Source organism: Mycobacterium sp. NGS40, from assembly GCF_059812735.1.
This window is the reverse complement of the sequence record NZ_JCALDG010000012.1, coordinates 1-12979: the sequence shown is the minus strand read 5'-3', so window position 1 is coordinate 12979 and position 12979 is coordinate 1. Positions and strand designations below refer to the sequence as shown.

17 protein-coding genes and 1 pseudogene are annotated in these 12979 nt (G+C 64.9%); 7 read left to right on the top strand and 11 right to left on the bottom strand.

The features are described 5' to 3' along the window. Positions 1-223 precede the first annotated feature (223 nt). The 6 genes and pseudogenes from AC5Y5O_RS18845 to AC5Y5O_RS18820 form a co-directional block, all read right to left on the bottom strand. A complete protein-coding gene (locus AC5Y5O_RS18845; RefSeq protein ID WP_500026642.1) occupies positions 224-844 on the bottom strand; it encodes a peptidoglycan endopeptidase in 621 nt (206 codons plus the stop codon). A 224-nt stretch (positions 845-1068) separates the two neighbouring features. Next, complete coding sequence (locus AC5Y5O_RS18840; RefSeq protein WP_500026641.1) at positions 1069-1587, bottom strand: nitroreductase/quinone reductase family protein; 519 nt, start codon at positions 1585-1587, stop codon at positions 1069-1071. Between the two features lie 13 nt (positions 1588-1600). Next, a complete protein-coding gene (locus AC5Y5O_RS18835; protein ID WP_096291327.1) occupies positions 1601-2152 on the bottom strand; it encodes a VOC family protein in 552 nt (183 codons plus the stop codon). A 21-nt stretch (positions 2153-2173) separates the two neighbouring features. Next, entirely contained in the window at positions 2174-2536 is a 363-nt protein-coding gene (locus AC5Y5O_RS18830) for an Mtp family mycobacterial-type pilin (protein ID WP_096289765.1), read from the bottom strand. A 93-nt stretch (positions 2537-2629) separates the two neighbouring features. Beyond that, positions 2630-2776, bottom strand: a complete 147-nt coding sequence (locus tag AC5Y5O_RS18825; protein WP_165796466.1) for a hypothetical protein — start codon at positions 2774-2776, stop codon at positions 2630-2632. Between the two features lie 108 nt (positions 2777-2884). Continuing rightward, a pseudogene (locus tag AC5Y5O_RS18820) lies at positions 2885-3175 on the bottom strand (hypothetical protein); the annotation flags it as partial. Between the two features lie 133 nt (positions 3176-3308). Between AC5Y5O_RS18820 and arr the strand changes: the two are divergent. Further along, positions 3309-3719, top strand: coding sequence for an NAD(+)--rifampin ADP-ribosyltransferase (gene arr / locus AC5Y5O_RS18815; protein ID WP_096289767.1), 411 nt, complete (start codon positions 3309-3311; stop codon positions 3717-3719). 38 nt (positions 3720-3757) lie between these two features. Here arr and AC5Y5O_RS18810 read toward each other — a convergent pair whose 3' ends face one another. From AC5Y5O_RS18810 to ychF, 4 genes are all read right to left on the bottom strand, one after another. After that, positions 3758-4156 (bottom strand): VOC family protein, encoded by a 399-nt coding sequence (locus AC5Y5O_RS18810; protein WP_096289768.1) that lies wholly within the window; start codon positions 4154-4156, stop codon positions 3758-3760. A 179-nt stretch (positions 4157-4335) separates the two neighbouring features. Further along, entirely contained in the window at positions 4336-5160 is an 825-nt protein-coding gene (locus AC5Y5O_RS18805) for a MerR family transcriptional regulator (RefSeq protein ID WP_096289769.1), read from the bottom strand. 53 nt (positions 5161-5213) lie between these two features. Next, positions 5214-5579: a nuclear transport factor 2 family protein gene (locus tag AC5Y5O_RS18800; protein WP_096289770.1), complete on the bottom strand. Its 366-nt coding sequence runs from the start codon at positions 5577-5579 to the stop codon at positions 5214-5216. Positions 5580-5713: 134 nt separating this feature from the next. Then, the gene (ychF, locus tag AC5Y5O_RS18795; protein ID WP_500026640.1) at positions 5714-6787 is read right to left on the bottom strand and encodes a redox-regulated ATPase YchF; all 1074 of its coding nucleotides are present in this window, start codon (positions 6785-6787) and stop codon (positions 5714-5716) included. A 227-nt stretch (positions 6788-7014) separates the two neighbouring features. Between ychF and AC5Y5O_RS18790 the strand changes: the two genes are divergently transcribed. Then, complete coding sequence (locus tag AC5Y5O_RS18790; protein WP_500026639.1) at positions 7015-8202, top strand: DUF6542 domain-containing protein; 1188 nt, start codon at positions 7015-7017, stop codon at positions 8200-8202. A 23-nt stretch (positions 8203-8225) separates the two neighbouring features. Here the strand turns inward: AC5Y5O_RS18790 and AC5Y5O_RS18785 are convergent, their stop codons facing one another. Next, on the bottom strand, positions 8226-9224 hold the full coding sequence (locus tag AC5Y5O_RS18785; protein WP_096289773.1) for a 4-hydroxy-3-methylbut-2-enyl diphosphate reductase: 999 nt from the start codon (positions 9222-9224) through the stop codon (positions 8226-8228). Between the two features lie 89 nt (positions 9225-9313). On the opposite strand from AC5Y5O_RS18785, the gene AC5Y5O_RS18780 reads away from it, so the two are divergent. The 5 genes from AC5Y5O_RS18780 to AC5Y5O_RS18760 form a co-directional block, all read left to right on the top strand. Beyond that, positions 9314-9922 carry a lipid droplet-associated protein gene (locus AC5Y5O_RS18780; protein WP_096289774.1) on the top strand — a complete coding sequence of 203 codons (609 nt, stop codon included), beginning with the start codon at positions 9314-9316 and terminating at the stop codon, positions 9920-9922. Continuing rightward, the gene (gene xseA, locus AC5Y5O_RS18775) at positions 9919-11178 is read left to right on the top strand and encodes an exodeoxyribonuclease VII large subunit (RefSeq protein WP_096289775.1); all 1260 of its coding nucleotides are present in this window, start codon (positions 9919-9921) and stop codon (positions 11176-11178) included. The genes AC5Y5O_RS18780 and xseA overlap by 4 nt, the downstream gene beginning before the upstream one ends. Next, positions 11168-11428 carry an exodeoxyribonuclease VII small subunit gene (locus AC5Y5O_RS18770; protein ID WP_096289776.1) on the top strand — a complete coding sequence of 87 codons (261 nt, stop codon included), beginning with the start codon at positions 11168-11170 and terminating at the stop codon, positions 11426-11428. The genes xseA and AC5Y5O_RS18770 overlap by 11 nt, the downstream gene beginning before the upstream one ends. A 61-nt stretch (positions 11429-11489) precedes the next feature. Then, on the top strand, positions 11490-12596 hold the full coding sequence (locus AC5Y5O_RS18765; protein WP_096289777.1) for a 3-beta-hydroxysteroid dehydrogenase: 1107 nt from the start codon (positions 11490-11492) through the stop codon (positions 12594-12596). 151 nt (positions 12597-12747) lie between these two features. Further along, on the top strand, positions 12748-12979 hold a 232-nt coding region (locus AC5Y5O_RS18760; RefSeq protein ID WP_500026634.1), incomplete at its 3' end, for a DUF222 domain-containing protein.

Below are 12979 nucleotides of genomic sequence, written 5' to 3'. Positions count from 1 at the left end.
AGTCCGCCTAGATGTCTTAATCGACTTCTAGGCGGACTTTGCATTGATATGCGCTAATCGCATTTACTCCGACCCCGAGCCAGGTGTGACGCAGCCCACAGCGATGGGATGTTATCGATTACTTCACTGATGGCCCGCTTATGCCATGCGCCTAATGCGATCAGCGAGATCCACGTTCGCAAGCTGATTCTGCAAATAGATAACGCACGCACGATGCAATCCTTTATCGACTTGGAATTCCGGGATCGCCGGGAGGAGGCAATTCCGGAGCCGGCGGAGGCGGCATATCGGGTGCAACAGCGCCAACCAATACGGGCGGCGCGCCGGGCGGCGGAGGCGGCGCGTCCGGCGGAGGCGGCGCGTCCGGCGGTCCAGGCGGCAGACCGGGCAGCCCCACGGGAGCGCCGTCATCGTCCGCAGGCATCGGCAGGAACATGTGATGGGTGAATCCGGGCTGGTAAGCGCCGGCCCCACCAACGTGCACCCCGCCCCGCTCGCCGCTGGACACCGGCGTGCCGTCCGGCAGGGTCACAGCCGTGTGGCCACCGTTCCAGCCGACGACCAACGCGTTGGGCGCCGTTCCATATTGAAAACCCCGTGCCAATAGCGCGGCTTCTTCATTTCCAGTGTTAAATCGGTTTCCGTAAACCGGTCTGTCGGTTGCGGCATTGACAACCCACGAGACCAGCCCCGAACAATCGGTACCCGCAGGAGAATCTCCACCCACAATATAGGGCGTCCCTGATACCTGATTGATCAGCGACATCAACGATGCAAGAACAATCATGCGGAGGGACACTAGCAACAAGCTAGTTAGCAAGCCAAAATTTGTGGCGCGCGTCACGTGTCAATTAAATAATGGCCTACACCGCATCTACAGCAAATAAGTCACGAGAATGCATATTTCGCGAAACATGTTTACTCGCGGTCCCGGCCCTTTTCGCTTTCATCGACGCGCTGCAGCCGCTTTTGCTCACGCCCGGCCAGCCCACTTTGCCGCTCGTCCAGAGTCGAGGCCCGGCGCTCCAGCTCGTCGGGTGTCTCGGTGCCGCCATCGCGGAGCGCAGCTCACCCTAGCGCTGCCGCCTCGACGGGCTTGAGGCGGAAGACCGGAATCCGTCGCCCGAGAGCGGCGGCCTTGATGCGGTAATCGGCGTAGTTGACGCAGACATGCTCGGCAAGCGCATACAGGCGCTCGTAGTCGTCGGGATCGGTGACCTCCACCGCGACGAAGTCCTGGTCGCCGAACCGGCATCCGGGATGCGCCTTCAGGTTGTAAAACCACGCCGGATTCCGTGGTTCCCCCAGATACGAGGCGACCACGATCGCGTCAGAACCGTCGTGAAAGTACGCGAGTTGGTGCTCACGCGGCTGACCCGACTTGGCGCCCGTGCTGATCAACGGCGCTGCGGAGATCCCGCCCAGGATGGCCGGGTAACGGCCACGGGTTGCGCGATACAGCCACGGGTCGATGTGCCAGAACAGATGTCGCGCCATGAAGCCACCGGCTCGCGAGCGCCCGAAGCGTTCCAACACTCGATACCAGCGGCCGTACTCCACACTCGGGTCGACATAGCGCAGCGCCATGGGGCGACTCTACTCATCGGCCTGGCAGCGTTCGTCTCGCCTGCCACAACACTGCGGGCACCGTTCTCGCCAGATCCGCCCGGCTCTTGGCGAAGCAACGAATCGCGCGATAGAACGACCAAACTTGGCCAGGCGTAGGGACTTTCGGCAGCCAGGCCAGTTCCCAATGGATACCGTTGATCGGATCGTCGAAGAACACCGCGTAGTAGCCCGGCCAGTACTGCGGGTATTCCTTGGGTTCGTCGGTGACGTGCACATCGCGCGTGCGCAAGAAGTCACGGTGAAAACGGTCGACCTCTTTCCTGCTGCGGGCCCACAACGCAATGTGGTTGATACCGACCGCTTGCTCGCCGTGCGTCAGCTTTGCGCCGGTACGGGCCGGCTGGATACCAATGTAGCTGTGCGGGTTGGTATTACGCGTCATGTAGTAGGTCGACTGGTACTCCATGTTCAGCGTCGAGAAGCTGCTGTAGCCAAGCCAGCCGAACAATGCGTCGTAGAACGCGATCGAGTCGTCATAGTCCAGTACCGCGAACTCGACATGATGGACCCCTCGCCACCGCATCATGGCTCCCCAACAAATCCGCTAGACCGGCGTCCATATTCCGTTGTTGAAGAAGCCCCACACACCGGTGGTCGGGTTCCACATCAGGTGGGCCTGAGGCGCCCACGCCGGTGGCGGCGGAGCGGGCGGCGCCCACGGCGGCGGGGGACCCCAGGGTCCCCAACCGGCCGGCGCCGGACCTTGCCAATCGTGGCACTGATTCCAGTCCCAGTGATAGTTGGTGCCCCAGGCCGGATCCCATTGTTGACCAGGGCACCAGTGGTTGCTGGGCGCGGGCGCGGGGGCCGCTTGGGCGCCGCCGTCCGCCAATCCGAAAGCCGACAAGGTCAGAGCGCCACCCGCCAGCAGCCGAATCCACGGTCTCGCATGCTTGTCCGTCGACATCTCCTAAGGATGGTCGGCCCGCGGCCGCACCGCTAGTGTTCGCCCCCATTCCACGGGACTAGCCGATCGGCGTGGGTACCGACAGCGCACTCTTCACTCGTCGGATTCGACCCGAGCTTCGGCGGACCGCTGGAGTTCTCTTTCCACGGCCAACTTCGCCAGCTCGCGCTCGCTGGCGGCCCGCTCGCGCTCCACTTCGGCTTCCTCGCGCAGCGCGGCGGCACGCTGGCGTTCAGCCATTTGCTCCGCCCTTTTCGTGTGGTTGCGAACACCGCGAACACCGCCCTCTTGGGACAGTTCGCGAAGGCCCGCGGAGACCTCTCGTTCGTCTGCAAGACGCTCTCGTTCATCCGCGAGCGCCTCACGCTCGTTTGCGATCCGTTCGCGCTCATCGGCCACCGCCTGCCGACGATCAGCCACGCGATCACGTGCCTCCAAAAAGGCCGCCAAGCGTTCCACACCCTCAGTCAGTTTCTCTCTGCTCAGGGCCAGCAGCTCTCGGGTCTGCGCCACCTGCTCGCGCTCAAACGCCAGGTGTTCGCGTTCCGCGGCAATGCCCTCACGCTCAAAGGCAATTCGTTCTCGCTCGGATGCGACATTCTCGCGTTCAGCGGCCGTGCGAATGGCGGGCTCGACCATCTCGGCCCTCCTCTTCTGGAAGCAGTGACGTCTGAACTGGGTACCTTCAACAGGTAGCCGCTCAACGCGCACCGCTCTAGAGTCGATGGGCCTCAAAAGGGCTCACCTTCGTTAGATCCCTTAGCCTGAGGCGATGGATGCGGTGCTGGACTCAGGCCCGTTTTATCACGGAACAAAGGCTGAACTCAGGGTTGGAGACCTGCTCACCGCGGGCTTTCGTTCCAACTACCGGCCGGAAATCATCATGAACCACGTCTATTTCACCGCCCTGCGCGACGGTGCCGGGCTGGCAGCCGAGCTCGCGGCCGGCGACGGCACGCCGCGGGTGTATCTCGTCGAACCGACCGGTGAGTTCGAGAACGATCCGAACGTCACCGACAAAAAGTTCCCCGGCAATCCAACCCGCTCCTATCGCACCCGCGAACCGCTTCGGGTTATCGCAGTAGTCGACGATTGGACACGGCTGTCTCCCGAAGCACTGCAGGCATGGCACGACCGATTGGCCGCGATCCGGGCGGACGAGCGCGGCGAGATCATCAATTGAGATGGTGAAGCGGAACACCACCACGTCTGCGGTCGGCGTCACACCCCGAACTTGGCGCGTGCCGCGTCAGTCACCGGGGTGAACAGGTTCACGAGATTGCCGTCGGGGTCCCTGAACAACAGCGCGCGGTTTCCCCATGGCATCGTCGTCGGCTCGGTGACCACGTCGGAGAGCTGCTCGCGAAGTCGCTCGTATTCGGCGTCGACGTCGTCCACGATGAACTCGACGATTGCGCTTCGGTTGGCCGCCGGCTCAGCAGATCCCTGCCCAAACAGGGGAACGGTCTTGTCGCTGCCAATGGCCAGCGCCGCGACGGGTGTCGGAATCTCCGCGAAGAGTTCGTTACCCCAGACGGCGGTGACGCCGGTGACCACCTCGTAGAAGGCGACCAGCCGTTTGACATCGGCAGTGATGACGCGGATCGAAACCAGTCTCATCGGGACCTCTCCTCGGGGGCGCACTGAATAGTCGGCGGATGGGCTCGGCGAGCCGATGCTAGGTGCGCCCCCCGACAAGTCTTGGAACCGGAACTCGGCTAGACGTTGAACCGGAATTCGACCGAATGCCGCTGCCGAACAACGTCACAACGTTGCGACGAGGCTCTCCGCGGGAGAGTTCATGCTCTGGGCGAGAGGACATCGGTGATGGGCCACGCGACTTCGGTTCTCCATTTGGTCTGGTCCGGCGTGTGCGAATGATCGCAGTGGTAATACTCCCGGATGCGCGGTCCGACGGCGAGGCCCTGGCCGGCTATGTAGCTGCCAAGCTCGGCGTAGGCGAGGTCGATGTCGGCGATTGCACCGTGATGAACCGTCACGGCAACCTCAGCGGCGGGCACGACGATGGGTTCGACGAGCCCCAGTCGTCGCGGTGCGGCGACGGGGACAAACACGGTCGCCTGGCCTGGTTCATGTCGAAACAGGCTCTCGTCGTACATCCCGCCGGCAGGCCCGGTTTGATCGAACCGACCAGTCCGCACAGCCCGGCGAACATCGGATAGGGCTGCGCGCCACCACTTTTCGATGTCGATGGGATCGACAACGGCGGTGATGGCGATCGCCGGGATAGTCGACTCGGTGCGCCGGTACACCGGCAGCGGACTCGCCGCGTTGTTCAGCAGAGCACGAAGCGAAGTGACCGCGGCCTTCGTCTGTGCCAGCTCGGCTTCGAGACGATCGATATGGGTTGCGATCAAGGATTCGCGTTCGCCGGCGTCCTGAGCGACCAGAACGTCTCGGACGTCGGCGACCGGCATCCGTAAGTCCCGTAGTCGTCGGATCAGTTGAGCGGTCGGCAGTTGATCAAGGGAGTAGTAGCGGTAGCCGGTCTCGCTATCGACGTGTACCGGCTCGAGTAGTCCGACGTGGTGGTAATGGTGCAGCGTCTTGACACTGAGATGGGTCATCGTCGCGAACTGCCCAACGGAAATCGTGGTACTCATTGCGGCTCCGGGTCAGGGGCCGCTCCCCGGCAGGAAGCGGCCCCCTGGTCAGGTCAATACTGTGGTTCTGTGTTCTTGATGACGAAGAGGCTGACAATCTTGCCGTCGCGCAGCCGGAAGTAGTTGGTCATGATCAACGGATCGGGTAATCCGGTCTTGTCATAGTCACCGTCGTAGCGGCACCGAACGCACAACATCCCGGCGTTGTCGACGATCCCGACGGGTTCCACCGTGACGCGGTCGCCGACAAACTCCTTGGCGATGAACGCGCGGATGTGGTCACGGCCCCAGAACTCCCGCGAGAAGTCGTTGACGAGTGCATCTTCGGCGAATGTCTCCATGATGGCGTCCACGTCGAAGCTGTTGATCGCCGCGATGTGCGCCGTGATCACGGGGTCCAGTGCGAGTTGTGTGGTCATTGCTTCCTCCTTGGCATTGTGACGTCGAATTGCCGTACAACACCAGCGTGGGCCCTCCCGTTACGGGAGGGTCAAGCCGTTGATCGAACGGCCGCACCTTCATCGGGGATGCAGGAGGTCGTGAGACCCGCGATCTAGACGTTGAACCGGAATTCGACCACGTCGCCGTCGGCCATCACGTAGTCCTTGCCCTCCATCCGGACCTTGCCGGCCGCCTTGGCCGCCGCCATCGACCCAGCCTCGATCAAGTCGTCGTAGGACACGATTTCGGCTTTGATGAAGCCCTTCTCGAAGTCGGTGTGGATCACCCCAGCCGCCTTGGGCGCGGTATCGCCCTGATGAATCACCCACGCTCGCGCCTCTTTTGGACCGGCCGTCAGGTAGGTCTGCAGCTTCAGAGTGTGAAACCCGGCTCGCGCCAACGCATCTAGTCCGCGCTCGGTCTGCCCGATGGACTCCAGCAACTCAGCGGCCGACTCGTCGTCGAGCTCCTGGAGCTCGGCCTCGATCTTCGCGTCGAGGAACACCGCGTCGGCAGGTGCGACCATCGCGCGCAACTCGGCCTTGCGGTCCTCGTCGGTGAGCATCGACTCGTCGGCGTTGAACACGTACAGAAATGGCTTGGTGGTCATCAGGTTCAGCTCGCGCAGCGCTGACACGTCAACACCGGCCGCAAACAGCGTCTTGCCCGAGTCCAGCACGGCCTCGGCGGCGACGGCCGCCTCGTGCACGGGCTTGCGCTCCTTGTTGCTTCGGGCTTCCTTCTCCAGCCGCGGAACGGCCTTCTCCAAGGTCTGCATGTCGGCGAGGATCAGCTCGGTCTCGATCACCTCGATGTCGGAGCTCGGATCGACCTTGCCGTCGACGTGCACGACATCGTCGTCGGCGAACACCCGCACCACCTGGCAAATCGCGTCGCATTCGCGAATGTTGGCCAGGAACTTGTTCCCGAGCCCGGCACCCTCGGACGCACCCTTCACGATTCCCGCGATGTCGACGAACGTCACGGGCGCCGGCACGATCTTCTCGGAATCGAACATCTCGGCCAGCTTGTCCAGGCGCGGATCGGGCAGCGCCACCACGCCCTCGTTCGGTTCGATCGTCGCGAAAGGGTAGTTGGCCGCGACCACGTTGTTGCGGGTCAGGGCATTAAACAGTGTCGACTTGCCCACATTGGGCAGGCCCACGATTCCCAGGCTCAGGCTCACGGGGAACCAAGTTTAGGGCTCCGCGCCGCGCTCACTCGACTAGCTGCCGTGTTTCGAGCCGGTGAGTGTGGGGCTTATGTAGGAATCCACGGCGTTTCCCGTGCTTACAGCCCACACTCGACGTCCGCCGGCCAATTGGGTCCAGCGTGCGCGACGCCCGTGGCACGCCCGGCATCCCTAACAAGGTATTTACGGGCGTTTTCGCTCATTGCCGGTACGGTCTACATGTGTCAGCGCAGCGGGGAACCTCGGCAGTAGAAGCTGCCCATCGCTCGATCTACCCGGGCATTCCGGGAGTGCCGTCGTGGATAGCCCTGCTCATCGCCGTTACCGCGACTGCCATCGGGTATGGCATCGACTCCGGATTCGGTCACAAGGAGCTGACCGGCATCTTCGCGTGCCTCTATATAGCGGGCTGTGTGCTGGCCGTGCTGGCCGTGCGCCAGGAAGGCTTGTTCACCGCGGTCATCCAGCCGCCGCTGATCCTTTTCTGCGCGGTACCGGGCGCCTACTGGCTGTTCCACGGCGGCAAAATCGGCAGCCTCAAAGACCTGCTGATCAACTGCGGCTATCCGCTCATCGAGCGTTTCCCCTTGATGCTGGGCGCCGCCGGTGGCGTCTTGCTGATCGGACTGATCCGCTGGTACCTGGGGATGTCGCGGCGGCCGGCCGCGGGCGACGCGACTGAAGACACCGCGACCGCGACCGTCGCCGAGAAGTCGCCCTTCCTGCGGGCCATCAGCGCGAAACTGAACTCGCTGCTGGGCGTCGCGTCGTCGGACGACGAGGCCCCCGAAGAAGAACCCGTCGATGCGGAGCGCCGCTCCACGAAAACCTCGGCCAGAAGCGGCCGCACGGAGCGCAGCGGCCGGTCCGCGGCAAGTTCGGCCCGAAGCCGGTCCCGGCATGCCCGCCCGTCGGCGGAGGAAGAGTACGACCCGGCAGCCGAGCGACCCCGCCGGCGGCGCCAGACCCCGCCGCGCGACTACGACCCCGCCGACTCGCCGCGCCGGTCCGCGCGGCGCCGTCCGCGACCGGACGATCTTGACCAGCGCGGCGAAGCGCAACGGGAAGGCCGTCGGGACCCGCGCAGCCGCCGCAATCCCTACGAGCGCCCGGCTCCGCGCGGCGGTCGCTACGAGGACTACGACAGGTACGAACCGTCGGAGCCGTTGCGCCGCTACCCGTCCTACGAGCCGTACGAGTCCTATCAACCCGCCTCGGAGCCCCGGCGCCGTCACGCCGCGGCGAGCGGGACGAATGGCTCAAACCCGTCACACCACCCGATCTCGCAGGTCCGTTACCGCGGGTCGGGTCCGTCGGACGAACGGCGCGGGGATCGCCGCAGTCGGTCACGGGCGAATGGTCGTCCCCAGGAGCGTCCCCCGGCCGAATCCTGGGAGTACGACGCCTAAGGCCCGTCCCGTGAGCGGGAAAGTCAGAGCATCGAGCGGATCTCGCGGGGTAGTGCGAAGACCAGCGTCTCCTGCGCCGTCGTCACCGGTTGCACCATGTCAAAGCCGGATTCGGCGAGGCGCTCCAGCACGCCGCGCACCAGCACCTCGGGAACCGACGCTCCGGAGGTGACCCCCACCGTCGTGACGCCCGCCAGCCAGGCCGGGTCGATGTCGTCGGCCCAGTCGACCAGGTAAGCGGCCGTCGCTCCGCCGCCGAGCGCCACTTCCACCAGCCGCACCGAGTTCGACGAATTGCGGGACCCGACGACGATCACCAGCTCGCATTCCGGCGCCATCGCCTTGACCGCGACCTGACGGTTCTGGGTCGCGTAGCAAATGTCGTCGCTGGGCGGATCCTGCAGCTTCGGAAAGCGTTGCCGCAACCGCTCGACGATCTCCATGGTCTCGTCCACCGACAGCGTGGTCTGCGACAGCCACACCACCTTGTTCTCGTCGCGGATCGTCACGTTGTCGACCGACGCCACCCCGTCGACCAGCTGCACATGGTCGGGCGCCTCGCCGGCGGTGCCGATGACTTCCTCGTGGCCCTCATGGCCGATCAGCAGAATGTCGTAGTCGTTGCGGGCGAAGCGCCGGGCCTCATTGTGCACCTTGGTAACCAAGGGGCAGGTGGCGTCGATGGTGTGCAGGTTGCGTGCGGCGGCCGCGGCGTGCACGGTCGGCGCCACCCCGTGGGCGGAGAACACCACGATGGCGCCCTCGGGGACCTCATCGGTCTCCTCGACGAACACCGCGCCGGCCTTCTCCAGGGTGTCGACGACGTGGCGGTTGTGCACGATCTCGTGGCGGACATAGACCGGGGCACCGTGCTTCTGCAACGCACGCTCGACCGTTTCGACGGCCCGATCCACACCCGCGCAGTAGCCACGGGGCTCGGCCAACAGCACGCGCTTCCGGGCCGGATCGGCGGCTACCGAGCTGGACGCACCGGGAATCCCCATGTCGACAGTCGGAGGCATGTGCTCCAGGGTACGTTCCGCCGACACGGGGTCGCCAGCGCGCGGCGCTGGGCTTGGAGTTAGCCGTTGCTTAAGGCAATCTTGGACTCATGGCTTCTGCACCGTATGGAGTTCGGCTACTGGTCGGCGCGGCGACAGTCGCCGTCGAAGAGACCATCAGACTGCCGAAGACCATCCTGATGTACCCGATGACGTTGGCCAGTGAGGTCGCTCACATCGTGATGCGTTTTCAGCAGAATCTCGCGGAGCTGGTGATCAAGGGTGATTCCACCCTGGAATCCATATTTCCTCCCAAAGACGAAAACCCGGAATGGGCAACGTTCGACGAGGACACCGACGTCGCCTTGGACAACTCGGGCGGAAGTTTCGCCGAATTGCCCGACGGCGCCGGCGGCGATCGCCGGGCCGAGGGGCGCTTCGCGCTGTACTCGGTGGCCGAGGCGCACGAAGACGCCAGCGCGCTGGTCAAGCCCACCGGGCAGGCGAAGAAGTCAACGGCCGCCACAGAAGTTCCGGCGCCGTCGGTGGCGGCCGAACTCGACTATCAGGCGCTGACACTGGCCCAGCTGCGGGCCCGGGTGCAGTCGTTGAGCGTGGACGACCTCGAAGCCCTGCTGGCCTACGAGCAGGCCACCAAGGCCCGGGCACCGTTTCAGACGTTGCTGGCCAACAGGATCACCCGCGCGTCCGCGAAGTGACCCGGCCGGCGAATTCGGAGGCGAACTCGGCCGAGAACCCGTTCCCGGTTCGCGCCGTCGCGATCCGGGTTGCGGGCTGGATCGACAAGCTCGGAACCGTGTGGGTTGAAGGACAATTGGCCCAGATCAACATTCGGGCCGATTCCAAGACGGTGTTCATGGTGCTGCGTGACCCGGCCGCCGACATGTCGCTGACCGTGACGTGTCCGCGGGACCTGGTACTCAACGCACCGGTGAAGTTGGCCGAGGGCACCCAGGTGGTGGTCTGCGGCAAGCCCTCGTTCTACACGGGGCGTGGCACATTCTCGTTGCGGCTGAACGAGATTCGCGCCGTCGGCGTCGGCGAGCTACTGGCCCGCATCGAACGGTTGCGCCGGCTACTGGACGCCGAGGGCCTGTTCGACCCGAGACTCAAACGCCCAATCCCTTTCCTGCCGAACATGATCGGGTTGATAACCGGCCGAGCCAGTGCCGCCGAGCGCGACGTGACGACGGTGGCCGCAGCGCGCTGGCCCGCAGTGCGTTTCGCGGTGCGCAACACCACCGTGCAGGGGCCCAACGCGGTCGCGCAGATCGTCGAGGCGCTGCTCGAGCTCGATCGGCACGCCGAAGTCGACGTGATCGTGCTGGCCCGCGGCGGCGGCAGCGTCGAGGACCTGCTGCCGTTCTCCGACGAGACTCTGTGCCGCGCGATCGCGGCCTGCCGTACGCCGGTGATCAGCGCCGTCGGCCATGAGCCCGACAACCCGCTCTGCGACCTGGTCGCCGATCTGCGTGCGGCCACCCCGACCGACGCGGCCAAGCGGGTGGTCCCGGACACCGCCGCGGAGCAGCGCGGGATTGCCGACCTGCGCCGGCGCAGCGCCCAGGCACTGCGCAATTGGGTGTCGCGCGAACAGCGGGCGCTGGCTCAGTTGCGCAGCCGCCCGGTGCTGGCCGAGCCGCTGGCGGCGTTGACCGCTCGCACCGAGGAGATCCACCGCGCCCGCTCGGCGGTACGCCGCGACATCACCCGGTTGGTCGCCGCCGAATCCGATCGCGTCGGCCACCTGTCCGCCCGGCTGGCCACGCTGGGCCCGGCAGCGACTCTGGCCCGCGGGTACGCGGTGGTGCAGGCCGTTCCGGTGGACGGCTCCCCCGACGCCATGCACGTGCTGCGCTCGGTCGACGAGGCGCCGGCCGGTACCCGGTTGCGGGTGCGCGTTTCCGACGGCGCCGTAGCGGCGGTGAGTGAGGGACTGACCGATGGTCAATGACAAAGGCGACGGTGTGGACCAGGCGGAGGCCGAATTGGTTACGCCCATTAGTCAACTCGGCTATGAATCTTGCCGCGACGAGCTGATCGAAGTCGTGCGCCTTCTCGAGCAGGGCGGGCTTGACCTCGATGCGTCGCTAAAGCTGTGGGAAAGAGGCGAGCAGCTGGCTAAACGATGCGAAGAACACTTAGCTGGCGCTCGCAAGCGAGTGGAGGATGCGCTGGCGTCCGGGCAGAGCGACGAGACGTAGATGGAACCGTCTATGCAAAGCGACTTGGCTGAATTGTGCAAAACTGTAACGTGTTTCAGTTATCCTGTCCGGCATGGGTGATCCTTCACTGACAACCGAACTCGGCCGCGTCCTGGTCACCGGCGGCTCCGGGTTTGTCGGCGCCAACCTGGTGACCACCTTGCTCGACCGCGGATACTCGGTGCGTTCCTTCGACCGCGCGCCGTCGCCACTTCCTCCGCATTCGCACCTGGAAGTGCTGCAGGGCGACATCACCGACAAGGACGTCTGCGCGCAGGCCGTCGACGGCATAGACACGGTATTCCACACTGCGGCGATCATCGAGCTGATGGGCGGCGCGTCGGTGACCGACGAGTACCGTCAGCGCAGCTTTGCGATCAACGTCGGCGGCACCCAGAACTTGGTGGAAGCGGGGCGTGCCGCGGGCGTGCAGCGGTTCGTCTACACGTCGTCCAACAGCGTCGTGATGGGCGGCCAGCCCATCGTCGGCGGCGACGAAACCCTGCCCTACACCACGCGATTCAACGACCTGTACACCGAGACCAAGGTCGTCGCGGAGCGATTCGTGTTGTCCCAGAACGGCGTTGACGGCATGCTCACCTGCGCGATCCGACCCAGTGGCATCTGGGGCCGCGGCGACCAGACGATGTTCCGCAAGCTGTTTGAGAGCGTGATCGCCGGCCACGTCAAGGTGCTGATCGGTCGCAAGTCGGCCCGGCTGGATAACTCCTACGTGCACAACCTGATTCACGGCTTCATTCTGGCCGCTCAGCATCTGGTACCCGGCGGCACCGCGCCCGGTCAGGCGTACTTCATCAACGACGACGACCCGATCAACATGTTTGAGTTCGCCCGGCCGGTCGTGGAAGCGTGCGGGCAGCCTTGGCCGCGAATTCGGGTCAACGGCCCCGTCGTCCGCGCGGCGATGACCGGCTGGCAGCGGATGCACTTCCGGTTCGGAATTCCCGCGCCACTCCTGGAGCCGTTGGCCGTCGAGCGGCTGTACCTGGACAACTTCTTCTCGGTTGCCAAGGCGTCTCGCGACCTGGGCTACCAGCCGCTGTTCACCACCGAGAAGGCGTTGGACGAGTGCCTGCCCTATTACGTCGAGATGTTCGGCCAGATGAAGAGGCAGGCCGAGGCGGCCAAAGCCGGCACCAAGCGATAGCGCGCCGCTACTGCCAGCGAACCAACCGCGGCGGCCGATAGTCGGCAGAGTCTGTGGACAAACCCGTGACTGTGGATAAGGACGCGATGCGGACCATCTCGGCGGGGTCGGGCGGCCGGGATTTGTCGGTGGTGGTCGCGATGATGTCGTTATGTCGTTGACCGCCTCGCCGAGCGTCGTTGAATCGCGCCCGCCGGACCGTCTGGGGGTGTTGTTCGAGGAGTTGGCGGAGTTAGCGGGTCAGCGCAATGCCATTGATGGGCGCATTGTGGAGATCGCCGCCGAGATCGAGCGCGACGAGCTGTGCGGGGCCACCGGCGCACGCTCAGTGGCCGCGTTGCTGGGCTGGAAGCTGGCCCTGTCCTCGGCGAATGCCCACACGA

Bases quoted from the DNA above. Each gene is read 5' to 3' on its own strand.
- AC5Y5O_RS18800 (WP_096289770.1), bottom strand. From the start codon at position 5,579: ATGACCACACAACTCGCACTGGACCCCGTGATCACGGCGCACATCGCG.
- AC5Y5O_RS18835 (WP_096291327.1), bottom strand. From the start codon at position 2,152: ATGCGGTGGCGAGGGGTCCATCATGTCGAGTTCGCGGTACTGGACTAT.
- AC5Y5O_RS18825 (WP_165796466.1), bottom strand. From the start codon at position 2,776: ATGGCTGAACGCCAGCGTGCCGCCGCGCTGCGCGAGGAAGCCGAAGTG.
- arr (WP_096289767.1), top strand. From the start codon at position 3,309: ATGGATGCGGTGCTGGACTCAGGCCCGTTTTATCACGGAACAAAGGCT.
- AC5Y5O_RS18805 (WP_096289769.1), bottom strand. From the start codon at position 5,160: ATGAGTACCACGATTTCCGTTGGGCAGTTCGCGACGATGACCCATCTC.
- AC5Y5O_RS18840 (WP_500026641.1), bottom strand. From the start codon at position 1,587: ATGGCGCTGCGCTATGTCGACCCGAGTGTGGAGTACGGCCGCTGGTAT.
- AC5Y5O_RS18770 (WP_096289776.1), top strand. From the start codon at position 11,168: ATGGTCAATGACAAAGGCGACGGTGTGGACCAGGCGGAGGCCGAATTG.
- AC5Y5O_RS18780 (WP_096289774.1), top strand. From the start codon at position 9,314: ATGGCTTCTGCACCGTATGGAGTTCGGCTACTGGTCGGCGCGGCGACA.
- AC5Y5O_RS18785 (WP_096289773.1), bottom strand. From the start codon at position 9,224: ATGCCTCCGACTGTCGACATGGGGATTCCCGGTGCGTCCAGCTCGGTA.
- AC5Y5O_RS18830 (WP_096289765.1), bottom strand. From the start codon at position 2,536: ATGTCGACGGACAAGCATGCGAGACCGTGGATTCGGCTGCTGGCGGGT.
- AC5Y5O_RS18810 (WP_096289768.1), bottom strand. From the start codon at position 4,156: ATGAGACTGGTTTCGATCCGCGTCATCACTGCCGATGTCAAACGGCTG.